At 43.8% G+C, this 22,673-nt stretch carries 23 protein-coding genes, 2 pseudogenes and 1 riboswitch; of the genes and pseudogenes, 18 read left to right on the top strand and 7 right to left on the bottom strand.

Annotated features, from left to right (window positions below):
• Positions 1-50: 50 nt before the first annotated feature.
• The 3 genes from moaC to GLW00_RS16795 are packed head-to-tail and all read left to right on the top strand — an operon-like array spanning position 51 to position 1,823.
• Positions 51-533, top strand: a complete 483-nt coding sequence (gene moaC, locus GLW00_RS16805; RefSeq protein ID WP_160916007.1) for a cyclic pyranopterin monophosphate synthase MoaC — start codon at positions 51-53, stop codon at positions 531-533.
• 15 nt (positions 534-548) lie between these two features.
• Positions 549-1,208 (top strand): redox-sensing transcriptional repressor Rex, encoded by a 660-nt coding sequence (locus tag GLW00_RS16800; protein WP_160916004.1) that lies wholly within the window; start codon positions 549-551, stop codon positions 1,206-1,208.
• 60 nt (positions 1,209-1,268) lie between these two features.
• Entirely contained in the window at positions 1,269-1,823 is a 555-nt protein-coding gene (locus GLW00_RS16795; RefSeq protein WP_160916002.1) for a GNAT family N-acetyltransferase, read from the top strand.
• A gap of 37 nt (positions 1,824-1,860) precedes the next feature.
• On the opposite strand, the gene GLW00_RS16790 is transcribed toward GLW00_RS16795, so the two are convergent.
• Positions 1,861-2,682, bottom strand: coding sequence for an SDR family oxidoreductase (locus GLW00_RS16790; protein WP_160916000.1), 822 nt, complete (start codon positions 2,680-2,682; stop codon positions 1,861-1,863).
• Positions 2,683-2,860: 178 nt separating this feature from the next.
• Here GLW00_RS16790 and GLW00_RS16785 point away from each other — a divergent pair, with 178 nt between their 5' ends.
• Entirely contained in the window at positions 2,861-4,273 is a 1,413-nt protein-coding gene (locus tag GLW00_RS16785; protein WP_160915998.1) for an MDR family MFS transporter, read from the top strand.
• A 43-nt stretch (positions 4,274-4,316) separates the two neighbouring features.
• Here GLW00_RS16785 and GLW00_RS16780 read toward each other — a convergent pair whose 3' ends face one another.
• Together GLW00_RS16780 and GLW00_RS16775 are read right to left on the bottom strand one after the other, a co-directional pair.
• Positions 4,317-4,517 (bottom strand): YdiK family protein, encoded by a 201-nt coding sequence (locus tag GLW00_RS16780; protein WP_089654970.1) that lies wholly within the window; start codon positions 4,515-4,517, stop codon positions 4,317-4,319.
• A gap of 1 nt (position 4,518) precedes the next feature.
• Entirely contained in the window at positions 4,519-5,235 is a 717-nt protein-coding gene (locus tag GLW00_RS16775) for a CPBP family intramembrane glutamic endopeptidase (RefSeq protein ID WP_160915996.1), read from the bottom strand.
• A 262-nt stretch (positions 5,236-5,497) separates the two neighbouring features.
• Here GLW00_RS16775 and groES point away from each other — a divergent pair, with 262 nt between their 5' ends.
• Together groES and groL are read left to right on the top strand one after the other, a co-directional pair.
• The gene (groES, locus tag GLW00_RS16770; protein ID WP_089654972.1) at positions 5,498-5,782 is read left to right on the top strand and encodes a co-chaperone GroES; all 285 of its coding nucleotides are present in this window, start codon (positions 5,498-5,500) and stop codon (positions 5,780-5,782) included.
• Positions 5,783-5,839: 57 nt separating this feature from the next.
• Positions 5,840-7,471: a chaperonin GroEL gene (groL, locus tag GLW00_RS16765; protein WP_160915994.1), complete on the top strand. Its 1,632-nt coding sequence runs from the start codon at positions 5,840-5,842 to the stop codon at positions 7,469-7,471.
• Between the two features lie 451 nt (positions 7,472-7,922).
• Here groL and GLW00_RS16760 read toward each other — a convergent pair whose 3' ends face one another.
• Positions 7,923-8,702, bottom strand: a complete 780-nt coding sequence (locus GLW00_RS16760; protein ID WP_160915992.1) for an MBL fold metallo-hydrolase — start codon at positions 8,700-8,702, stop codon at positions 7,923-7,925.
• 130 nt (positions 8,703-8,832) lie between these two features.
• On the opposite strand from GLW00_RS16760, the gene GLW00_RS16755 reads away from it, so the two are divergent.
• The 3 genes from GLW00_RS16755 (at position 8,833) to GLW00_RS16745 (ending at position 10,605) form a co-directional block, all read left to right on the top strand.
• A complete protein-coding gene (locus GLW00_RS16755; protein ID WP_160915990.1) occupies positions 8,833-9,240 on the top strand; it encodes an Lrp/AsnC family transcriptional regulator in 408 nt (135 codons plus the stop codon).
• Positions 9,227-9,388, top strand: a complete 162-nt coding sequence (locus GLW00_RS20830) for a hypothetical protein (protein ID WP_272482824.1) — start codon at positions 9,227-9,229, stop codon at positions 9,386-9,388. Before GLW00_RS16755 ends, GLW00_RS20830 begins: the two co-directional genes overlap by 14 nt.
• A gap of 470 nt (positions 9,389-9,858) precedes the next feature.
• Positions 9,859-10,605, top strand: a complete 747-nt coding sequence (locus tag GLW00_RS16745; protein WP_202412546.1) for an SDR family NAD(P)-dependent oxidoreductase — start codon at positions 9,859-9,861, stop codon at positions 10,603-10,605.
• 119 nt (positions 10,606-10,724) lie between these two features.
• Here the strand turns inward: GLW00_RS16745 and GLW00_RS16740 are convergent, their stop codons facing one another.
• Positions 10,725-12,212 (bottom strand): glycine betaine uptake BCCT transporter, encoded by a 1,488-nt coding sequence (locus GLW00_RS16740; RefSeq protein ID WP_160915988.1) that lies wholly within the window; start codon positions 12,210-12,212, stop codon positions 10,725-10,727.
• A gap of 191 nt (positions 12,213-12,403) precedes the next feature.
• Between GLW00_RS16740 and GLW00_RS16735 the strand changes: the two genes are divergently transcribed.
• The 8 genes and pseudogenes from GLW00_RS16735 (at position 12,404) to GLW00_RS16705 (ending at position 20,316) form a co-directional block, all read left to right on the top strand.
• The gene (locus GLW00_RS16735) at positions 12,404-12,958 is read left to right on the top strand and encodes a TetR/AcrR family transcriptional regulator (RefSeq protein ID WP_160915986.1); all 555 of its coding nucleotides are present in this window, start codon (positions 12,404-12,406) and stop codon (positions 12,956-12,958) included.
• A gap of 57 nt (positions 12,959-13,015) precedes the next feature.
• Positions 13,016-14,149 (top strand): MFS transporter, encoded by a 1,134-nt coding sequence (locus GLW00_RS16730; RefSeq protein ID WP_160915984.1) that lies wholly within the window; start codon positions 13,016-13,018, stop codon positions 14,147-14,149.
• A gap of 686 nt (positions 14,150-14,835) precedes the next feature.
• Positions 14,836-14,994, top strand: a pseudogene (locus GLW00_RS20975) (IS91 family transposase); the annotation flags it as partial.
• Between the two features lie 48 nt (positions 14,995-15,042).
• Positions 15,043-15,786, top strand: coding sequence for a threonine/serine exporter family protein (locus GLW00_RS16725; protein WP_206946816.1), 744 nt, complete (start codon positions 15,043-15,045; stop codon positions 15,784-15,786).
• A gap of 18 nt (positions 15,787-15,804) precedes the next feature.
• A complete protein-coding gene (locus GLW00_RS16720; RefSeq protein WP_160915982.1) occupies positions 15,805-16,251 on the top strand; it encodes a threonine/serine exporter family protein in 447 nt (148 codons plus the stop codon).
• Between the two features lie 137 nt (positions 16,252-16,388).
• Positions 16,389-16,490, top strand: a riboswitch (purine riboswitch).
• Positions 16,491-16,564: 74 nt separating this feature from the next.
• A complete protein-coding gene (locus GLW00_RS16715) occupies positions 16,565-17,503 on the top strand; it encodes a nucleoside hydrolase (RefSeq protein ID WP_160915980.1) in 939 nt (312 codons plus the stop codon).
• Positions 17,504-17,932: 429 nt separating this feature from the next.
• Positions 17,933-18,850, top strand: a complete 918-nt coding sequence (locus GLW00_RS16710) for an endonuclease (protein WP_160915978.1) — start codon at positions 17,933-17,935, stop codon at positions 18,848-18,850.
• A 317-nt stretch (positions 18,851-19,167) separates the two neighbouring features.
• Positions 19,168-20,316 (top strand): MFS transporter, encoded by a 1,149-nt coding sequence (locus tag GLW00_RS16705; RefSeq protein WP_160915976.1) that lies wholly within the window; start codon positions 19,168-19,170, stop codon positions 20,314-20,316.
• 92 nt (positions 20,317-20,408) lie between these two features.
• Here the strand turns inward: GLW00_RS16705 and GLW00_RS16700 are convergent, their stop codons facing one another.
• A complete protein-coding gene (locus GLW00_RS16700) occupies positions 20,409-21,926 on the bottom strand; it encodes a multicopper oxidase family protein (protein ID WP_160915974.1) in 1,518 nt (505 codons plus the stop codon).
• Between the two features lie 201 nt (positions 21,927-22,127).
• Positions 22,128-22,355, bottom strand: a pseudogene (locus GLW00_RS16695) (M28 family peptidase); the annotation flags it as partial.
• Here GLW00_RS16695 and GLW00_RS16690 point away from each other — a divergent pair.
• A complete protein-coding gene (locus GLW00_RS16690; RefSeq protein WP_335808492.1) occupies positions 22,307-22,615 on the top strand; it encodes an SDR family oxidoreductase in 309 nt (102 codons plus the stop codon). The pseudogene GLW00_RS16695 and the gene GLW00_RS16690 sit on opposite strands and share 49 nt — an antisense overlap.
• Positions 22,616-22,673 lie beyond the last annotated feature (58 nt).

Raw genomic sequence — 22,673 nt, 5'->3', positions numbered from 1 at the left:
ATAAGAGTAGTGTTTCAATCAGTACTGTTTACAAAAAGGGGTAGAAGAAAATGGCGGAGTTCAGTCATTTTAATGACCAGGGCCGCGCCCGTATGGTAGATATTTCAGACAAAAAAGATTCTGTACGGACGGCCGTCGCAGCAACAAGTGTACAAGTGAACGAAGAGATTTATCATAAAATCACCAACCATGAGATCGGAAAAGGGGACGTGCTCTCCGTCGCCCAGGTCGCGGGCATCATGGCAGCTAAAAACACGTCCGACTGGATTCCCATGTGCCATCCGTTATCTTTAAAAGGCATCGATGTGTCCTTTGATTGGGATACTGAAGATCAGCCGACCTTACACATCGAGGTTTCCGTCAAAACGAAGGGAAGCACAGGGGTGGAAATGGAAGCGCTAACGGCCGCCTCCGCCACAGCTCTCACGGTTTACGATATGTGCAAAGCGTTAGATAAAGGAATGGTCATCGGCCCGACCTACTTGAAAGAAAAGACAGGCGGGAATAAAGGCGACTACACGAGAAACAGGTAAAGGAGTCCGGTGCTAATGGATATCGAACAAACGAAGATTCCACAGGCGACAGCGAAGCGGCTGCCGCTCTATTATCGCTTTTTGAACAACCTTCATACCCAGGGCAAACTGCGTGTGTCTTCGAAGGAACTGAGCGATGCGGTGAAAGTCGATTCAGCGACGATCCGCCGCGATTTTTCCTATTTCGGAGCACTCGGGAAAAAAGGATACGGCTACAACGTCGAGTATTTGCTCTCCTTTTTCAGGAAAACGCTCGACCAGGATGAAACGACACGTGTCGCGTTAATTGGTGTCGGAAATCTGGGAACGGCATTTTTGAACTACAACTTCACGAAAAACAACAATACGAAAATCGAAATCGCCTTCGATGCGAACGACGAGCGTGTTGGTTCTGAAGTGGGTGGAGTCGGGGTCGAGCACATCAACGACTTAGAAGAAAAACTCGGCGACATATCTGTTGCCATTCTTACGGTTCCCTCATCTGCTGCGCAAGGGATTGCCGACAGATTGGTGAATGCGGGGATTTCCGGAATCCTCAACTTTACACCGGCGAGAATCAGCGTGCCATCAAATGTCAGGGTCCATCATATCGACCTTGCCATCGAGCTGCAGGCTCTCGTTTATTTCCTGAAGCATTATCCACTGAACGAAGGGGAAGTAGAGGAAGATCAATAAGAAGGACATACGAGTGTGAAATCATTTTGGTTTCTCACTCTTTTTTTAGGAGGAAAGGGTTTGGAAACATTATCGTTTGGTTCAGAAACAGAAAGATTGGTCATTAGACCGCTTGAGAAAGGCGATTATGAAAGCTGGCTCCAAGGATATGAGGAACGTTTTCCGTCCAGGCGCCGCCATGATGAAGGCCGTCTTGATATGAGTGTTTGTACGAAAGAGTGGTTTGATGAGCTCGTGGAGAAACATCAGCAGTTGGCGATGAACGATACCGCCTATGTCTTCGGTGTTTTTCTGAAGGAAGACCGTACCCATGTGGGAATGATCGATTTTTCTACCTTAGTAAGATATGATTTCCAATGGGGAAGAATCGGGTATGCGCTGCATAACCAGCATTGGGAGAAGGGTTATGGCAAGGAAGCGGTTGCTGAAGCGTTAAGGATTGCTTTTGATCAATTGAATTACCACAGGGTCGAGGCCCATATCAATTTGGATAATGCGCCTTCCATCAAGATGGCAGAGAGTATCGGCCTTGAGTATGAATGCACCCGGAAAGGGTTCATCCATGAGTTTGGGGAATGGACGGACAACTTGATTTATTATAAAAATGCAGAATAAAAAAGAAGCTCAGCCTGACGCTGAGCTTCTTTTTATGTTATTCGGTATTTTCTTTCCAGCTTTTGTCCATGAGCATCTTGCCCGGCCACGTGTAGGCCATGATGCCGCCGTCAGCGGTGATATCTTCACCTGTCACATACGAACTCTCATCAGAAGCAAGGAACAGGGCGACGTTTGCCATTTCTTCCGGACGTCCCAGACGTCCCATCGGAGTGACCCATTTATTCGCTTCACGGAACTCCCGGCCTTCTTCTTCCTGCTTGGACCCTGCAAGTTCCTGAACGAGCGGCGTTTCGATGGTACCCGGAGAAATCGAGTTGACACGGATGCCTTCACGCGCATAGTCGATCGCCATCGCTCTTGTAAAGTTGGTGATGCCACCCTTAGCTGCATTGTATCCGGAGCGGTCGAGATCTGCGGCCTGGCCCGACATGGATGATGTATTGATGACAGAGCCTCCATTTTCAAGCATGAGGGGGAGGATGTACTTGCTCGTCAAGAACGTACCTCTCAAATCGACGGCAATGATTTTATCGAAGAGTTCCACAGGATATTCGTGGACCTTTCCGCCTTCCTGATCAACGCCCGCATTGTTGAACAGGATGTCGACCTTCCCGTAATGTTCTTTTACGTAATTGGCGAACTGCTGGACACTATCCACCTCAGAAACATCAAGCTCCACAGCTTCTGCTTTTCCACCTTCGTTCTTCACTTCATCCACGGTTTTTTGTACTTCTTCTACATTAATATCCCCGCAAACGACCGTTGCACCTTCACTGGCGAATCGTTTAACGGTTGCCGCACCGATTCCTGTAGCCGAGCCGGTCACGACGGCAATTTTATTATCTAAACGTTCCATATTAAAAGAACCTCCTTTTGTTCGTTGCTATAGCACATACCCTCTTCAAGAATCGTTGTAAACCTACGTTAGAACAGAAGGCGCTTACAGTCGAAACATGCGGAATCATGGTTAATGAAAAGCTCAGGTGGTATAGTAAATACTAGTTCGCGTATCGAAAGAAAGCGGGTGAGACGATTTGAGTAAACTGCCTCATAAATGGCTCGTGGTCGTGTCGGTCCTGTTCGGGACATTCACGGTCATTTTGAACAATAGTATGCTGAACCCGATTCTGCCGCGCTTCATCGAGATTTTTGAATCCGATGCCGTTGCAGTCGGGTGGATTTTAACGATCTTCATGGTATCGATGGGGATGACAATGCCGCTTACCGGCTATTTCGGTGACCGGTTCGGAAAAAAGAAAGTGTACCTTGTCGGGCTCTGTATTTTCCTTGCAGGTTCCACACTCGGATTCTTTTCATCGACGCTCGGTATGGTCATCTTATCCCGAGCGATCCAGGGAATGGCCGGCGGGTTGATGATGCCGATCGCCATGGCGCTCATCTTTAACTCGTTTCCACGTTATGAGCGGGGACTTGCGGTCGGCGTGTACGGCGTTGCCGCCATGGTCGCACCAGCCATCGGACCAACCATCGGTGGATTTCTCATCCAGTATCTGGACTGGCCGTGGTTATTCGCCTTCAACATTCCGTTCGGACTGACGGGACTTATTTTATCTTCAAAATTTCTTGAACGTACAGAAACAGATCCGACGAAGCGGTTTGACCTCGTTGGTTTCTTGATTATTGCGGCAGGCATTGGGTCGGTGCTGTTTGCCTTAGGAAGGGGAAGGACGCTTGAGACGTTGTTCGATCCTTTGAACATCGCCTTGATTGTAGGCGGACTGATCGCCATTGTCCTTTTCGTCTTTTACGAAAACCGTCAGGAGGATCCACTGCTGAACTTATCCGTCTTCAAAGTGCCGACCTATTCCGTATCGATCGTTGTCACTTCAGCCGCATCCATCGGATTGTTCTCAGGGATTTTCCTGCTGCCATTACTGATTCAAAATGTGTATGGTCTAAATGAAGTCATGACTGGACTCTTATTCCTTCCGGCTGCTGCCGCGAGTGGAGTGTTCATGTCCATCGGTGGACGAATTCTCGATAAAAAGGGACCGAAATACGTTGTCCCACCTGGCCTTACCATCATGGCGCTTGCGACCCTTGGGTTGAGCTTTTTACAGTTGTCCACCCCGTATTGGCTGATCCTTTTGTTAAATACGGTGAGAGGCCTTGGAATGGGAATGGGGAACATGCCGGCAACGACTTCGGGTATGAACAGCATTCCGGAACACCTGGTGGCTCAGGGCTCTGCGATGAACAACATCATCCGGCAGATTTCCTCTTCCCTGGGTATCGTGTTTTTCTCCATTTATTATGAAGTGAGACGTGCGCAAGTTTCTGCGAATCCGGATATCGATATGCAGGCAGCTACCCTGCAGACGCTCAATGAAGCGTTTCTCGTATCTGCGATCGTGCTGATCATCGCGATTCCGTTTTCGTTCATATTAAAAGGGGTGCAGGATGATCAAGAAGAGCAGGAAGCATAGAAAAAAGCAGGCCCACGCGTGTGGACCTGCTTTTTTTGCGACATTATTTCTTTTTGGCATTTTTAATCTTGTTGTGAAGATTGAAAAGTCGAATCGCTACGGCAATGTTGAATGTCGCGACAATGGCCAGAATGATGGTCATCGCATTCCATACCGTTTCTTCTGCCGACTGGGCGGCGATGTAGGTGAATGCGACACCCATCATCATGTAAAGAAAAGCCATGAATAAGGGTGATGTTCTCATATTATAAAAAGCCTCCAATAAAGATGGTCTCCAGCTGTTCCTGCATGCGGCGGATATCCTCTTCAGTGAGGAAGTACTGCGAAACGACAACAAACGAGTTCATCGCCATATGAGCCACGATTGGTGTAATAATTCGTTTTGTTTTGACATAAAGGAAGGCGAAAACGACTCCCATGGAGAAGTAGACTAACATGTGGCTGAAATCGAAATGGAACGCTCCGAAGACGAGAGCGGATACGAGCACGGCCAGCCAGAAATTCGTCCGCTTATAGATCGAACCGAAAATGATCTTACGGAAAATGATTTCTTCCGTAATTGGTGCGAATACGACAGGAAGGAGGATGAACAACGGCGATTCGCGGGCGATCTCCATCAGTCCCATTGTATTCTCAGATCCAGGTGAGACACCGAACAATTCACGTTCGATGGTTGCGGCAATGGCTTGGGCGAATAAGGCTAAAAAGACACCGGCAATCGACCAGAGGACGACTTTCCCAGGTCCTGCTTTATCCTCGCTCCGGGCTAATGCATCCTTTGGATTGCGGCGGAGCAGAAGAAGAATGATAATGGTGGCAATCGTAAAACTGAACACAGACCAGACAGCAATCGCATCGAAGCGGGACATCCCCGCAGCCTTGACGAGAACCGGGACAGCCGCAATGGCAGAAATCTGTGTGATGAGATAGGTCACAATGATGTACCAATAATGTTTCGGCATAAAGGCACGACTCCTTTTATAAATACCTTTTAATAGCTTCAATATACATACTTTATGTATTCTATCACAGTTTCAAAACCAGACGTAAGGAATAAGGGTCAGTGTAAGAATATTGTCGAAAAAGAAGTGCAAAATTTCTATAGTTTCTACTTGAAAAACGATAGGGAATTGCTTATTATAATAATTGTGTTAGCACTCATCATTGACGAGTGCTAATAAACGACAAAAATTTGAAACAACCATATCAAGGAGGGTGTCCTAATTGTTAAAGCCACTTGGTGATCGTATTGTTATTGAACTAGTTGAAGAAGAGCAGACTACTGCGAGCGGAATCGTACTTCCGGACTCTGCGAAAGAAAAGCCACTAGAAGGTAAAGTTGTTGCTGTCGGCACAGGCCGCATTACAGACAACGGCGAAAAAGTAGCACTGGAAGTCGCACAAGGCGACCGCGTGATCTATTCTAAATTCGCAGGTACAGAAGTGAAGTATGAAGGCAGCGAATACTTGATTCTGCGCGAATCAGATGTACTAGCTGTTATTCAGTAGTCACTATTCCTATAAAAATACTTAAGAGATACGATTTTAATGAGGAGGGCATTTTAAATGGCTAAAGAAATCAAATTTAGTGAAGACGCACGCCGCTCTATGCTGCGTGGTGTAGATACATTAGCAAATGCTGTTAAAGTTACACTTGGACCAAAAGGACGTAACGTCGTATTAGATAAGAAATTCGGTTCTCCACTCATCACAAACGATGGTGTGACAATCGCCAAAGAAATCGAATTGGAAGACCACTTCGAAAATATGGGTGCACAACTCGTCTCTGAAGTAGCTTCTAAAACAAACGATGTCGCTGGTGACGGTACAACGACAGCAACGGTTCTTGCACAGGCAATGATCCGTGAAGGTCTTAAAAACGTTACATCCGGCGCAAACCCTGTAGGTATTCGTAAAGGTATTGAGAAAGCGACTGCTGTAGCAACAGAAGAGCTTCGCAAAATCTCTAAACCTATCGAAGGCCGCGATTCAATCGCACAGGTTGCCAGCATCTCTGCTGCTGACAATGAAGTCGGTCAGCTGATTGCTGAAGCGATGGAGCGCGTAGGTAACGATGGTGTTATCACAATCGAAGAATCTAAAGGTTTCAACACCGAACTAGAAGTGGTTGAAGGTATGCAGTTTGACCGCGGCTATGCTTCACCTTACATGGTTACAGACCAGGATAAGATGGAAGCGGTTCTTGAAGATCCTTACATTCTAATTACAGATAAGAAGATCAACAACATTCAGGAAGTCCTTCCTGTACTTGAGCAAGTGGTTCAACAATCCAAGCCACTTCTATTGATCTCTGAAGACGTTGAAGGCGAAGCACTTGCTACACTTGTTGTGAACAAACTTCGTGGTACATTCAACGCGGTAGCTGTTAAGGCTCCTGGATTCGGTGACCGTCGTAAAGCGATGCTTGAAGATATCGCGACACTTACAGGCGGCCAGGTGATTACAGAAGATCTTGGGCTAGAATTGAAGAATACAACGATCGACCAGCTTGGACGCGCGTCTAAAGCAGTCATCACTAAAGAAAATACAACAATCGTCGAAGGTGCAGGTAACCCTGAGCAGATCTCTTCCCGCGTTGCTCAAATCCGTGCCCAGTCAGAAGAAACAACTTCTGAATTCGACAAAGAGAAACTACAAGAGCGCCTTGCTAAGCTTTCTGGCGGCGTAGCTGTCATCAAAGTCGGTGCGGCAACAGAAACAGAATTGAAAGAGCGTAAACTACGTATCGAAGACGCCCTGAACTCTACGCGAGCAGCAGTAGAAGAAGGAATCGTTGCCGGTGGTGGTACAGCGCTTGTCAACATCATCAACTCTGTAGAAGGTCTTGGCCTTGTAGACGACGAAGCAACAGGTGCAAGCATCGTACTTCGTGCGCTTGAAGAGCCGGTTCGCCAAATCGTTCATAACGCAGGTCTTGAAGGATCCATTATCGTTGAGCGTCTGAAAGCCGAAGAAGTCGGCGTAGGCTTCAACGCTGCGACAGGCGAATGGGTGAACATGGTTGAGCAAGGTATTGTTGACCCTACAAAAGTTACACGTTCTGCGCTTCAAAACGCAGCATCCGTAGCCGCTATGTTCTTGACAACTGAAGCGGTAGTCGCTGATCATCCAGAAGAGGATAATGGCGGCGGCATGCCTGATATGGGTGGCATGGGCGGAATGGGCGGCATGATGTGATAGCCCCCAAAACCCTTTCAACATAGGGTTTGAGAACGATCTGACTGGATTTTGACTGGTTTTTTAAATCGTCCAATAAATCTTACGAGCCTCTCAAGAGTCTACAAACTTTTGAGAGGCTTTTCATTTATTCTTAAATATGGGCCGGGGGATACATTTGGTTACACCAAGATTAATAATTTAGGGACGTTGAAATATGCATGTGACAAAGGTTGATTTTAAAAAATTGTTCTTAAGTGATAAGACGGTTATACCGAAACGGAGTCTTCAAGAATAGGTGCTCAGTTATAAGATGAAATTATTAAAAGTCAGGTTGTTGTTTCTAGCTCACTTCGCTTAAAACGTGGCAAACCATAAAATAAAAAAAGCTGATTTTCGGTTTTGAAAATCAGCTTTCCCTACTTCAAACTTTTATGCAGTTCGTTTAAGAATTTTTTCGGGTTAGGGCGTATTAAAATGAGTATGATTGTCCATCATTAGGCACTGAAACCAGAGAGGAGATCCCTTTTTCGTTAGCAAAGTTTTTTAATTCTTCCCTTGATAACGTCCAGTGATTTACAGCTTCCATATGGACAGCAATAATTTTTGCGTTAGGAGCAGTTTTATTTACTTCATATACGTCATCTTTACCCATTACGAGAGAACCACCTATATTAAATTGATTATCTCCAGCATTTACGACAATAACTTCAGGCTTATGTGCGTCAATTACTTCCTGAACTGCCTCATACCAAACCGTATCTCCAGCAATATATAATGTTTTCTCCGAGGAGTGTTTAAAAACAACTCCACAAACGAGCCCAGCCGCTTTTAAGATTTCGCCTCTTCCGTGTTCGCCCTTTGTTTTAATCAATTGGATATCTTCAAACACGGTATTCTCTTGTAATACCTCTACATTTTTGAACCCAGCGCTGCGTATTTCTGTTGCATCTTCTTCGTTTTGGGAAAATAGTTTAATGTCTTTTGGCAATGCTTCAATAGCTGCCATATCCCAGTGGTCAGGATGCAGGTGAGTGACGATGACCGCATCAATATCTTGGATGACATCTTCAATGGATGTCGGCAAGCCTACCAAAGGATTGTTCTGATCTTGTCTTGGTGCTTCAGGTAGCCCTACCTCAGGCCCAAAAGCAGGCAAAGTCCCTTTTTCAGCTAGCATTGGATCAATCAAGAACTTCTTCCCTGCATATTCAACGGTGATTGTTGCATTTCGAATTAGTTGTATATTCATATGAAATAACTCCTTTTCTTTAAAAATTGTTTCGTACCATGTATATTCTAAACTACGACTCACTGACGAATACATAGATTAAATAAAGTCTTTTGGGCGTTTGACTTTATTTATGAAAGGAGTTCCAGAAATGTTAGATAAAACGGATATTGATATTTTAGACGAACTATCCAAGAACAGTCGGATTACAATGAAGGAATTAGGTGAGAAAGTCCATTTGACTGGACCAGCTACTTCCGCAAGAGTGGCAAAATTAGAAGATAGTGGAGTCATTGAAGGTTATTCCATTAAAGTGAATCAAGAAAAAATGGGGTATTCCATTCACGCTCTCCTGCACATTTTTCTTAAAGACACTAATCACCAACCTTATTTGTCGTTCGTGCAAAAACAAGATCCATATGTCATAAACAATTATAAGGTCAGTGGTGAAAGTTGCTATCTTCTTGAATGTAAATTTCCATCCAATGAAATATTGGACGAATTTTTGACTAATATAAGTAATTATGTAAGTTATAAATTATCGATTGTTATTAAGTAATATATTTGTATTTGTAGAAACGAATGATTGGGATCAAGTAAAGTTTAATAAATGGCTTGCGACCTTCCTTGCTTTAATTGTGGGCATCGGTACTGGAATCGTTGGCGGAGCCGGTGCATTTTCAAGTGCAGGGGGGGCTGGTCTTTAAAATCGGTAGTCTTTAGGGGAATGGTACTACGGCTCAAGAGGAGCATGGATAAATAATGCGGCAATCCCCTTTTGATAAAACGGCACATGGTCGCTGCGGACAAGCTGTCCGTATTCGACCAGAAAGTGACTCCCGATATTGCCGAGTTTTGGGAATCGGGACTTAGTGTGAAAACCGTCAAGGAATTTGTAAGAAATATGGCTAGCAGTAATTCCATGAAAGAAGGCAATGATTTGAAAAACACTGTCCACATTAATGAGAGGCTGAAATAATATGATGGTCGAAAAAATTAGGAGGTTATTTTAGGAAAGATGGAGCCTGCATAGGTATCCATCCTTCTTTTTTCAACTCTGTAAAAAGCCTTTAAAAACCAATGCTTCTTAGTAGTGAATAATTTGAGAAGAAAACCCCTTTTGGATATGATAACCAAAAGGGGTTTTACATTGCTGAAATATAGGAGGTACTATTAAATGAGAAATCAAATAAAAAGATTCGAAAACAAAACAGCGCTGGTGACAGGGGGACGTTCGGGCATTGGCCGGGCTATTGCTCGACGGCTACATGAAGAAGGAGCCACAGTGATCACTGCCCAGCGCGGCGAGGATAAAGAATTCGACTGGATTTCGGCTGATTTCTCCGATCCGTCTACACCGGAACGAATAGTAGAAGAAGTCATTTCCCGGACAGGGCGACTTGATGTGTTGGTCAACAATGCGGGTATGATGATGGAAGCTGGTATTGAAGAGATGAGCCTTGAGGATTGGCAGCGTAACCTCACCGTGAATCTCACGGCACCCTTCCTGTTGATTCGCGCGGCTCTCCCTTACCTCCGCAAGACAAAAGGTAACATTGTCAACACCGGTTCAACAGAAGGGTTGGCAGCCAATCCTAAACATGCAGCTTATTGTGTCTCTAAGGCAGGGCTTCATGGATTGACCCGCTCTGTGGCAGTGGATCATGGGCATGAGGGCATCCGCTGCAATGCGGTGGCCCCTGGCTGGATCGACACTGACCTGAACCTCGACCTCATTGAAAGTTCACCTGATACAGAGGCTTTTCGGCGTGACATTGGTCGTATTCACCCTGTAGGGCGCACAGGTTCCCCTGAGGAGGTAGCGGCGCTTGTGGCTTTTCTTGCAGCAGATGAGGCTGGGTTTATCACGGGACAGGTTTATACAGTGGATGGCGGCAGAATGACCAAATTGAGTCTTCCTTAAACACTCATATTGCTTACTTGCATGTGTAGTAGAAATCATGGAATAGGAAACTTAACTAGATAGAATAGCAACTTTTTTAATAAATAAGGAGGAATGTTGATAAAACATTCCTCCTTCTTTCAATATTTCTGTGCTTGTAAATCCTCTTTTAATGCTTTGTTTAGTGAAAAAATCATAATTAATAAAATAAACATGAAAGGAAATGCGGAAACAATGGACGCCGTCTGCAGAGCTCCAAGCCCCCCTGAAGCTAGAAGGACAGAAGCTGTGGCTGCTTGAATCACACCCCAGGTGAGTTTTACCGTATTAGGAGGATTAAGACTGCCATTTGTCGTTTGCATGCCCAGGACGAAAGTGGCAGAATCCGCAGATGTGATGAAGAAAGTACTAATTAACAATACAGCTAGTACTGTAGCGACGGTGCCGAACGGAAGTGAAGAGAACATTCCAAACATCGCTTCCTCTTTCGCCAGTTCAGTTAAACCGGTGTTAATTCCTTCAAGTTCCTGGTGAAGGCTTGCCCCTCCAAATACAGCAAACCAAACGATACAGAAGATGGTGGGTACAAAAAGCACGCCCATTACAAACTCTCGAATGGTCCGTCCCTTTGAAACTCTGGCAATAAATGTTCCTACAAATGGAGACCAGGCAATAAACCATGCCCAATAAAACACGGTCCAATCCTGAATCCACTGATTATAATCTGAATCATAAGGCGCAACCTCAAAGCTATCTTCAGGTAAATGCTTCAAATAAGAAAATGTAGCCGAGAAAAATTGGTCGAATATAAACCCTGTTGGTCCAATTATTATTGTCAATAAGAGTAAAATAACGGCTAGAATGATGTTAGTATTGCTCAAATACTTAATTCCTCGACTAATTCCACTCCACGCAGATACCATAAATAACACAGTCACTATAAGGATAATTATGAATTTGGTTGTCATTGTGTTTTCAATATCACTAATAAACGCTAGGCCCCCGGCAATTTGAGAAGCACCTAGTCCAAGAGAAGTCGCCACACCAAAGATAGTAGCGAAAACTGCTATGATATCAATGAGCTTCCCGATGGCGCCATTAGCTTTATTTCCAAGGATCGGTTGGAAGGTTGCACTAATCACACCAGGTATTTCCCTTTTGAATTTAAAATAAGCGATGGCTAGTGCGATGATTGTATAAATCCCCCAGGTTTGGAGTCCCCAGTGAAACACAGAGTATCTTAAAGCATTTACGGCGGCCTCCTGGGATTCTGGATCAGCGTGTGGAGGAGAAGCAAAGTGGACAAGAGGCTCGGCTGCTCCCCAAAAAATGATACCGATTCCCATCCCCGCACTAAATAACATAGCAAACCATGTGATTCGGTTGTATTCGGGTTTGTCTCCGTTTTTACCTAATTTAATTTTTCTGTAAGGACTGAAAATCAAATAGATCGAATAAATGAGGAATATCGATACAGCAAAAATGTATAACCAGCCAAACTTATCTGTTAAAAAGGATTGAATTCCAGAAGACACCGTGTTTAGGTTTTTAGGTGCCCACGCTCCCCAGACGACAAAAACAATCGATATGGATAATGATATCCAAAAAACGCTTGTTACTTTTTTCATAAATCATTCTCCTTTAAAGTATTTTAATTAGTAGATAGAACGTTCATTCTAATTCTTGCATAATCACATTGAATTTATCAACCGAAAATACTCACTCATGTTATCCATTGGACATTTGGATTTGCTACATAAGGGCCAAATTGATAAGATTAAATAAAATGAATGTTCTATCTAAAGGAGAAGTAGCTGATATGGGTCGATCAACAAAGAAAGATACGATACTCCAAGTAGCTGAACGATTATTTTATGAGCACGGATTTCGCGGAGTAGGATTAAAGCAAATTATTAATGAAGCTAATGTAGCCACTATGACGGTATACAATCATTTTTCGTCCAAAGATAATTTAGTGGAAGAAGTATTAAAACAGAGAGAAGAACGTTATTGGTCTTATTTAGATTCTCACGTGGAATTGGAATCTGATTCACCATTCATCCTTGCTGTGGAAGCTCATGGCCGCTGGTTAAAAGAACAATCCTACAGGGGAGATATGTTTTTAAGAGCCATAGAAGACTATGCGGGAACTGATAATGAAATTGAAAGCATTGCAAGAGGGCATAAATCCAAATTGCTGAAGTATTTTCAATTATTAGCTCAAAGGAAAGGGAAAGACAACGAACGAGATTTGGCAAATCAATTTACATTGTTGCTTGAAGGTACTACATCGATGACTACTTTGATCGGAGCGGAGAAAGCAACGAAACATTCTATTGCGATGGCTAGGACACTTGTCCAACATACATCGTAATTTTTTTTAGTCAAAATTAGAAAGGTCGTTCTATCTAAATGTGAGAGGTGAGAGATTATGAATTTTTCGAAGTTAGTATTTCCCGGTGCTACCATGATTGCGGTCACCTATGGGCTGGCAAGGTTTAGTTTTGGACTGCTTCTCCCTGAGATCAATCAAACACTTAATATGTCAGAGTTGGTTTCTGGTCTGATTTCTTCACTGTTTTATTTAGCCTATTGCTTCACAATAATTCTATCCACTGTAATTACTACAAGAGAAGGTCCTAGAAGGATGATACTTTCAGCAGGACTTTCTGCTTTTATTGGTTTGCTGTTCATGTGCATATCTTCAAATGTCTGGGTGTTTGCCTTAGGAGTGTTATTAGCTGGAGGAAGCACGGGGCTGGTCTCTCCGCCTTATGGCGCGGCGATAGCGCTTTGGATTAAAGAAGGGGAGCAAGGTAGAGCGAATACCTGGATTAATTCAGGCACTAGTTTCGGTATAGCTCTATCTGGATTAGGAGCAATTTTACTAACGCCGCATTGGAGACTGACGTATTTGATTTATGCTACCTTGGCGTGCTTGATATTTTTGTGGAATTTTCAAGTTATTCCAAAAGAGGAGACGAGTTCTCCGCAGTTGAGGTTTAAAAAAGGGAATCTCACTATACGTGGGGTGAAAGGATCCATCCCTCTGAGTTTAGCCTCACTTACTCTGGGAGTTTCTACAGCGGCTTTCTGGACTTTTTCCAGATCGTTTATTGAGATAACTGGGGATTATAGTGAATGGCAACTTTCTGGATTTTGGGTCATTATAGGGCTGTTTGGGGTGTTAGGTGGGTTTTCTGGATGTTTAATTGAAAGAAGAGGTTTGCGTTTCTCTTATACGTTAGGAAGTTTGTCAATTGGGTCAGCTTCTACTATTCTAGCAGTTACATCTGAGAATTGGTTATTGTCGTACTTAGCAGCTGGGATTTTTGGTTGCTCTTATATATTTTTAACCGGTGTTCTTCTTGTCTGGGGAATCCGTGTATTTATAACGAATGCGTCCTTAGGGATTGGTGTTCCATTTCTACTTTTGGCAGTGGGGCAAGTCCTGGGATCTATAATTGCTGGTTGGTTTATTGGGACATGGGGGTATATTTCTTCTTTTACACTTTACGGGTTGATTGGTATGGTAGCTTCCTTGATGGGACCAAATAAGAATTAGCTTTGAAGAAGGATTGGAGGGAGGAGGTAATAGCTCCCTCCAAGGGCCGGATTGTGGAAGATTCAGTTTTGAGATATTGAGGGGTATTTTAAAAGTTGTAACCTTTACAAAGTTATATAATAGAAATCCCAAAGAGGTAAAGATCTATTTCTTTTATTCTGAATTCTAAGTGGTGTTTTTAGTGACTGGATTATGACTGGATACTGTTCATACAGTATTAAAACTTATTGTGGTTTATCAGTTCACTTTGAGATGGAAACCTTGGTTTAACAAGGTTCTGTGGGTCTTATTATTGTCCTATTAAATGTACGAATGAATGGGCGGCATGATGTAATAACGCTCAAACCACTTATATAATAGGTTTTTTTCCGCATTACAAAGTAATGTATAAATAGTTAGTAATTAAAGGACTACTTCCTAAATAAAGGAGGTAGTCCTTTTTTGCTTTTAAAATTTGCATTTCAGTTTTTTTAGAATACCGTAAAATCTAGTCAACAGAAAAAATAGCAAATATTATTTAGATCTAAAGTCCCCATAGCCGAATGATTTATACATTCAAGAAAACTAGGTGTGGAACTAATGCACACCTCTTTTTCTGATAGTTCTTTTATTAGTTTTTGTTCAAAGTAAAGAATCTATAACTTTTGACAATACGACAGCCCTTGATGATGTGGTATTGTACCTGTATGGAGACGAATATTTTACGACGAATTTTCTTTGATGAACATCAACATTGGGAAGCCTTTAAGAACAAATGTGGAGCTAAGAGCCGACCAGTCGTGCAAAAGAAAGTGGAGAAGTTTCGAGATTGTGGAAATTTTAAAAAGGGTTTTAAGCTTTTAGTATAGGAATAGACACACTAAACATACTGTAATACGAATTGAGGTGACCGAGTGGATCGTACAGAGGACTTGATTGAGTTATGTTTATTAATGGGAAAGATCATGCAACAAAATGGAGCGGAAACCTATCGTGTGGAAGATACGATGACGCGGATTGCCCAATCTTTCGGACGGGATGAATCCCAAAGTTATGTAACACCTACTGGGATTATGTTTACGATTAGCCCTGGTGCGCATGCAAAATTAGTAAGAGTTTCGGCACGAGAGACAAATCTCGAGAAAGTGAACCTTGCGAATAATGTCTCCAGAAAGATCGCAAGTGGGGAAATGTCTACTCACGTAGCGTATAAAGAGCTCAGAAAGATTGAAACCAGTCCTACAGACTATTCCATGCTCATGCAAATCATCTCTGCCACGTTAGCGAGTGGTTTCTTTACTATCATGTTTCAGGGGAGCTGGTACGATTTCCTGCCAGCCTGCTTAGCAGGGGGACTGGGGTTTATTGCATTGATTAACTTTATTCGATTATTTGAAATTAAATTCGTTGCTGAATTCGTTGCTTCGTTGTTGATCGGTTTTACAGCCTTCTCCCTTTTTTCATTCGGTATTGGGAAGGAAGTTGATAAGATCGTTGTCGGTTCAATCATGCCGTTGGTCCCTGGTCTGCTCATCACCAACGCTGTAAGAGATTTGATGGCAGGTCATCTTATCTCAGGACTCGCCAAGGGGGCGGAGGCTTTTTTAACGGCTTTTGCAATTGGGGCAGGTATTGCTGTTATGTTTGCACTATTTTAGAGATCGTGAGGAATGACTATGTGGATTGAATATGCCATAGCAAGCTTTTTTGCATCAGCTGCCTTTGGAATCATCTATCAGGCGCCAAGAAATACGCTCGTCAAAAGTGGTCTCGTCGGCATGGTTGGTTGGATGATTTACGCATTTTTAGTATGGAAAGAAGTCGACAGTGTCCCGGCTACACTCATCGCCTCCTTTGTTATTGCCCTGGTCAGCCAGACGCTGGCAAGGAGATTCAAAACGCCTATGATTATATTTAGCGTACCAGGGATTATTCCTCTCGTACCAGGAAGTCTCGCTTATGACGCGATGCGGAACTTTGTACAAAATGACTACAGCTCCGCTATCTCTATTGCAGCGAAAGCTTTTATGATATCTGGTGCTATTGCCTTTGGGCTCGTGTTCTCGGAAGTGCTTAACCAGATTATAAAAAAGGTAAGACAAACAAAAGCGCAATTGAGGTAATGGATGAACCTCAATTGCGCTAATAGTAGATGCTTCTCACTAGTGAGAAGCATCTTTTTTGTGAACAGTAGATTTTCTTATTATTCATCGTTTGGGTATGAAGGATTGCCTCCATTTACCCCCTGTGCTAAAATGAAACCAATTAAATCAGCATTCCTTATATATATGTGGAAAGATGGCCCACACGTTTCTACCCAGCTGCCGAGAAAAGCTGGACTATAAGGAGAGAATCGCGCGGCGAGACCTCTTTCCTTTTTTATTTACGGGAAAGAGGTCTTTTTTTTTTCGTGCATACAACGAGAGGTGGAGATGGATGATGAAGAATGTATATTTGAACCATGATGGTGGAGTCGACGATCTTGTGTCGCTTTTCCTTTTATTACAGATGGATGATGTGGAACTGACAGGGGTGGGCGTCATTCCTGCCGATTGTTATTTGGAGCCTGCTGCTTATGCGAGCCGTAAGATCATCGACCGGTTCGGACATGGGAAGTCGGTCGAAGTCGCGGCATCGAATTCGCGCGGGATGAACGCTTTTCCGAAGGACTGGCGCATGCATGCGTTCTATGTGGACGCCCTGCCGCTGTTAAATGAAAAAGGGAACATCGATGCACCGCTTGCCTCGATTCCAGCTCACGAGCATTTGATTCAGACACTCCGTAAAACGGAGGACCCGACGACGCTCGTGTTCATCGGACCGCTTACGGATCTTGCCCGCGCACTGGCTGAAGCACCGGATATCGAAGGTAAGATCGAGAAGCTGATTTGGATGGGCGGGACTTTCCTTGAGGTTGGAAACGTTGAAGAACCGGAGCACGACGGAACAGCGGAATGGAATGCCTTCTGGGATCCTGAAGCGGCGAAGCGGGTCTGGGACAGCTCGATCGTCATCGACCTGGTCGCTCTTGAGAGCACGAACATGGTTCCGTTGACGCTCGACGTCCGTCAAAAATGGGCATCACAGCGCGAAGATCTGGGCATTGATTTTCTCGGTCAGTGCTATGCGATGGTTCCGCCGCTTGTCCATAATCAGACGAACTCGACTTACTTTTTGTGGGACGTGTTGACGACGGCGACGGTCGGCAATGAAGGGCTCGTGAAGAAAAGAACAGTGAAGAGCATCGTCCACGACTCTGGGGTGAGCCAGGGAAGAACGGAGTTGTCTGAGGACGGCCGTAAGGTTAATCTTGTGTATGAAGTGAACCGTGATGAGTTCTTTGAATACGTGACAGAGTTATCTAGACAAGGTTGATTTTTGACTGGAACATACTTATATTGATCAATGAGTTATTAATTAAAAGTATACTAGTTAGCTGAAATGGTTTTTATATGAAGGAATTTAGTTTCTGTTTTAAGCTATTTTAATTAATAAGTGGGTGGCTTGAGGTAATTATGTCATTCCCTATGCTATAAAAAGATGGCGAGCATTTGCTCGCCATCTTTTTTGTAATTCTTTACTCCTCAACTATATAATTTTAGCGATTTGGGAGCAAGCATTTTGAATTTATTATTATAACCTCTTATCTTCATCGTGTATCTAAAATTCAAATAGGCTTGTAAACTTTTCTGTACCTTTATACAAATTTATTACTTCTATAAAAGGGGAATGAAGCGAATGAGTGGAATGCATAGAGGAGAGAAAGCTTTACAGTTCACATAGATTATTAGGAGGGATCAATGGATGGATAAAATGGTCAGCCAGGCGATTTCCGTATCTACGGACCCGGAACGAATAGACGAAATCGTAAAACAAGCGAAGAAAAACAAGGAAGCGATTGATAAGAATCAACAGCTCTACTTTGATGAAAGTAAAAACGAACAAACGAAACAAGAATATTATGCGTCTGTTGATTTTTCGGATCCTGCCAACATCACAGCAATAGAAAAGGTTATGGAATTAATCCAGTCCACTCATAAAAACTATTTCCGCTACGACCCGAGCTCATACGTTTATCCCTGGGTAGATCTGCGACCAGATGGAAAGTTACAGAGCATCTATTCAGGAGAAGTAAGAGAGCCGGAGGATATCATACAGGAAGATTATGTAGCTTCGCAGAAACGTGAACAAAAAATAAGAGCTAACAAAGAGAACGAGAATCTGATGACCGTGATGGCAGAGGCCGTTACCGCCTTTAAATACAATTGTGAACATGTCGTTCCTCAATCCTGGTATGATGCGCAGGAACCCATGCGGGGCGACTTGCATCATTTATTTACCTGTGAACCTCTATGTAATTCAATCAGAAGTAATTTTCCTTATCATGATTTTCATAATTATCCGGCTGGACAAGAGGTGGGGATTCTTCGAATCGAGAATCAATGCGGGAAAGCAGAGGATGAATTATTTGAACCGGAATACGCCAAAGGCACGGTGGCGCGTGCGATGCTTTATTTCTTGCTGAGATACCCGGATGAATTGGAATCAAATCATAGAGAAAAAATTGATGTGGATCTTATGCTTGAGTGGCATAGGAATGAACCACCTGAAATCTATGAATTTCACCGGAATCAGGCGATTTTTGAGCTTCAGGGAAATCGGAATCCGTTTATTGATTATCCGGTTGAGATGGCTCGGTTATTTAGTAATAAACATAAGTAACGATTGTTCAATATATGGTTCCAGGCAATGGGGGAGGAGGGGAGACACTTTCGCGTATACCAAACCTATAATGAAGTTTATGATTGAATCAAAGTTGGTCTCTCAAGAAGAGAGGCCAACTCTTTTATTTCATTTACTCATCTATCAAATCTTCAACGATACTTTACACCGCGTTTACTTACACCCACTATTATTTTCAGTAAGTGTCAGGTCATACATAGCTGTAAAAAGCAATTTCTTACTTTTAAGTTTTAAAGGTAAAGATGAAGGGGAAAATCTTTTCCAGGAAAACAACTAAAAGATGATGGGGTGGACATATGATAAAAACAGAGAAAATACCCTCCATATCAATAATCGGTTTGCTTGCGCTTATGATTATTTTTGGGTGGTTCCGGTACGGCTATGGGTTGTTGTTCAGTGAATTTAAGAAAGCTTTCGGTCTTTCCACTTCCCTGCTGGGGGTGATTTCCAGTCTTACGTTTGTCACCTTTTTAATAGGGGCATTGATCGTTGTCCTTTTTGTAGCAAGGTTTGGGTCACGACATGTCATTATGGCTGGAATCATGACAGCTTCGACAGGGTTGTTGGTTGCCTCTCTTACAGGAAGCTGGCTTGTTTTTGCAGCCTCCTGTTTACTTGCAGGATTCAGTCCCGGTCTGACATGGTCTTCTTTCTCCCAAAGTGTGAACGAGCACCTGCCTGAAAACATTCAGAAGCGGACGCTTGCCATTATCAGTACGGGTTCAACGGTGGGGCTGATTTTCATTTCTCTCATCTACTTGCTCCTGGACGGAAATTGGAGACTAGTTTGGGGTGGTGGAGCTGTTGCGGGCTACCTCATCTATTGGTGGGCGTATAAGACGGTACCCTATCAGAAAGAGGATTCAAATGTAAAGCGAATTAGAATCGCGGATCTTCGGCCTTTGTTCACGAAATATACGAAGCCGTTCTATGCAGCATCATTCTTATTCGGTTTCACGGAGTCTACCTATTGGACGTATTCTGCGGACTTTGTGCAGGATAATTTCTCTATCGCTAATTCAAATGCGATTTTCTTCCTGATCACAGGTGTAGGAGGGCTTGCCGGACTGTTAGGCGGAGAACTCATCAGTAAGTGGGGAATGAGGTTGAGTTTCACACTCACGATTGTCCTTTATTCCCTCAGCATGTCGGTCCTGTTCTTATCTCAAGGATGGCTTATTGTATGTTTCTCAGGATTGACGTTTGGCATCTCCTTCATGTTATACGCCGCATACCTGCCCATTTGGAGTGCGAAAGTTTTTCCGAAGTTTCCAGCCCAAGGGTTCAGCATCTGTATCATTGTGCTGAATATCGGTGCGATTCTCGGCCCGGCGGTGTTTGGTTGGATATTGGCTTATTCCACGTATAGCTTGATCTTTCTGTTGTTAGGAATCATTGGCTTGGTAAAATTGTTTGCTTTGCCGGTGTTGCGGAATGAATTTTAAATAAACGAATTCTTTGCTCACCATGAAAAAAGTTCTGCTCTCGATATTCTCGCGAGCGGAACTTTTTGTTTTTACTGCTCCCCTTTTTTTCTTTACCTTATGACTAAATAAGGACGCATCATCTCATAGTCCTCATGCTCTAAAATATGGCAGTGCCATACGAATAATCCAGGATAAGGACCGAATGGAATGATGATCCGCGTAACTTCACCAGGATTAGCCCGGACGGTATCCTTCCATCCTCGTTCATTTAAATCTGGAAGTACACGTGGACCTGCAGGAATGAGCCGCCCTTCCTTTTCAAAGACATCACGATCGAAGGGTTGGCGATCGAGAATTTGGAACCGGACTAAATGAAGGTGGATAGGGTGTATATCCTGGGTTTCGTTAATCAGCGTCCATATTTCCGTTTGACCCAGCTTCGGTGTCTCTGAAACGGGTTCTGACCACAGCCGGTCGTCTAACAAGTGGATGTTGCGCCCGTAGGAATCTTTTCGCATATTGAGGCGTAAGGTCCTATTTTGCTGATATTGAGTGAGTTTGGGGACAGATGCCAGGTGAGCGGGTATGGAACTTTTATCCTGACAGCTGAGAGAATGGACTATACGAAATTGCATCACACTCCCCGTCGTCTCCGGGTCGGGTTTTTCTCCTTTCCTTTCAAAATCGTTTTGCAGGACAATTGATTCTCCGACACAAGTAGAAAAATCGATGATCACATCCGCTCTTTCCGCTGGCGCTAATATAAGGGAAGGGACGAGGATCGGGGTTTCAAGTAACCCTTGATCAGTGCCAATCTGTATAAAAGGTGTTCCGTTGGAAAGGGTCAAACGATAGAAGCGGGAGTTTGAGCCGTTCAGAATGCGGAAACGGTATCTCCTTGGTTCTACGTTCATATAAGGCCATACTCTGCCATTCACCAGGATGGTATCTCCAAAGAAATCTGGTACGACAGAGGGATGGGGAGCTGTTTCAGGTTTGTCTGGTTCCGATGGGTAGAAGAGCCGGCCATCTTTATGAAAAGAACGGTCCTGAATGATCAGCGGGATGTCGTAGGGTCCGCATGGAAGATTTAATCGTTTTTCTTCCTGGTCATGGATGATATACATGCCGGCAAGTCCGGCGTAAATATTGAGTCGTGTGATGCCCATGGCGTGGTCGTGGTACCACAAGTTGGTCGAGGGCTGGTGATTGGGATACGTGTACAGTCTATTGGTGAAATGGGGGCCTACTTTTTGAAAATTGCGGGTGAACCATGCTTCTGGATAACCATCACTAGTATCTGGCGTTACCCCTCCATGGAGGTGCACCACGGTCCGCACCTCGGGGTTATGTTTCTCGGCCCCATGAACGGTTGTATCAACGGGAAGAAAATGACGGTCAGGAAGTTCATTTTTCCATAAAACGTGGATCGGCTGATGTCTCTGCACATGAAAAGTTGGACCAGGGTACAGTCCGTTATAGCCCCAGACCTTCGTTGGGGGGAGGTCTGAGTGCAGTTTCTGAAAGGTTTCCTGCATGTTCAGCTCATAGAAGGGGACATTCTTAATATGACCCGTTGGGCGGATGGTTTTCATGATGGGAAGGCGGTCCACGAACTTCTTCAGCATATCTATCTCTCCTCTTGATTGTTAGGCTTCTTTTATTTTATTTACAGAGGATGAAGATTACGCCTGTTTCACTCTTTCATTCTATGGAGATGGGTTTTTTTACTCTACACAAAGTCTATGAAATATTTAAAGCAGCCAGTCTGACATAGACTGGCTGCTTACTGGAAAAATTAAAAATTATAGGGGACGATCATCAAACTCCTAATGAACAGGACCAGGGGCGACGCGTGCATTTTCAAGGGCAGGTGTATCTGGTCTTGCAATTTGATAGACGGCTGCTCCGACGATTTCTGTCGTCTCTTTCAATTTCTCTTTATTGATTTTATCTAACGTATCTTCAGGAGAGTGGTACCATGGCTCAAGAGGCGCATGGATAAACAGTGCGGAAGGAATTCCCTCCAGATAAAACGATACATGGTCGCTGTGGCCAGGCTGTCAACTTCTGCCACTATTGCCCCTGCACTCCTGGCTGGATCGACACCGAGCTGAACCTTGATCTCATCGAAAGTAAATCTGATGCAGAAGCTTTCCGGCGTGGTATTGGACGCATTCATCCTGTAGCACGCACAGGTTCGCTGGAGGAAGTGGCAGCGCTCGTAGCTTTTCTTGCAGCAGATGAGGCAGGTTTTATCATAGGGCAGGTCTATACAGTGGATGGCGGCAGAATGACCCAGTTGAGTCTACCTTAAAATCTTGGCCATTTTGCCCATGAAAAACAGGGATGTCTATAGACACCCCCTTTTTCAT

This window comes from Halobacillus litoralis (assembly GCF_009856445.1).
Lineage (GTDB): Bacteria > Bacillota > Bacilli > Bacillales > Halobacillaceae > Halobacillus > Halobacillus litoralis.
Note: the sequence above shows the minus strand (reverse complement) of the source record. Positions and strands in the feature narration are given on the sequence as shown.

What these genes read in the sequence shown, in the direction of transcription:
- moaC (WP_160916007.1), top strand. Translation starts at nt 51, where the DNA reads ATGGCGGAGTTCAGTCATTTTAATGACCAGGGCCGCGCCCGTATGGTA.
- GLW00_RS16800 (WP_160916004.1), top strand. Translation starts at nt 549, where the DNA reads ATGGATATCGAACAAACGAAGATTCCACAGGCGACAGCGAAGCGGCTG.
- GLW00_RS16790 (WP_160916000.1), bottom strand. Translation starts at nt 2,682, where the DNA reads ATGGAACGTTTAGATAATAAAATTGCCGTCGTGACCGGCTCGGCTACA.
- GLW00_RS16780 (WP_089654970.1), bottom strand. Translation starts at nt 4,517, where the DNA reads ATGAGAACATCACCCTTATTCATGGCTTTTCTTTACATGATGATGGGT.
- GLW00_RS16775 (WP_160915996.1), bottom strand. Translation starts at nt 5,235, where the DNA reads ATGCCGAAACATTATTGGTACATCATTGTGACCTATCTCATCACACAG.
- groL (WP_160915994.1), top strand. Translation starts at nt 5,840, where the DNA reads ATGGCTAAAGAAATCAAATTTAGTGAAGACGCACGCCGCTCTATGCTG.
- GLW00_RS16760 (WP_160915992.1), bottom strand. Translation starts at nt 8,702, where the DNA reads ATGAATATACAACTAATTCGAAATGCAACAATCACCGTTGAATATGCA.
- GLW00_RS16755 (WP_160915990.1), top strand. Translation starts at nt 8,833, where the DNA reads ATGTTAGATAAAACGGATATTGATATTTTAGACGAACTATCCAAGAAC.
- GLW00_RS16745 (WP_202412546.1), top strand. Translation starts at nt 9,859, where the DNA reads ATGAGAAATCAAATAAAAAGATTCGAAAACAAAACAGCGCTGGTGACA.
- GLW00_RS16740 (WP_160915988.1), bottom strand. Translation starts at nt 12,212, where the DNA reads ATGAAAAAAGTAACAAGCGTTTTTTGGATATCATTATCCATATCGATT.
- GLW00_RS16735 (WP_160915986.1), top strand. Translation starts at nt 12,404, where the DNA reads ATGGGTCGATCAACAAAGAAAGATACGATACTCCAAGTAGCTGAACGA.
- GLW00_RS16730 (WP_160915984.1), top strand. Translation starts at nt 13,016, where the DNA reads ATGAATTTTTCGAAGTTAGTATTTCCCGGTGCTACCATGATTGCGGTC.
- GLW00_RS16720 (WP_160915982.1), top strand. Translation starts at nt 15,805, where the DNA reads ATGTGGATTGAATATGCCATAGCAAGCTTTTTTGCATCAGCTGCCTTT.
- GLW00_RS16715 (WP_160915980.1), top strand. Translation starts at nt 16,565, where the DNA reads ATGATGAAGAATGTATATTTGAACCATGATGGTGGAGTCGACGATCTT.
- GLW00_RS16710 (WP_160915978.1), top strand. Translation starts at nt 17,933, where the DNA reads ATGGATAAAATGGTCAGCCAGGCGATTTCCGTATCTACGGACCCGGAA.
- GLW00_RS16705 (WP_160915976.1), top strand. Translation starts at nt 19,168, where the DNA reads ATGATAAAAACAGAGAAAATACCCTCCATATCAATAATCGGTTTGCTT.
- GLW00_RS16700 (WP_160915974.1), bottom strand. Translation starts at nt 21,926, where the DNA reads ATGCTGAAGAAGTTCGTGGACCGCCTTCCCATCATGAAAACCATCCGC.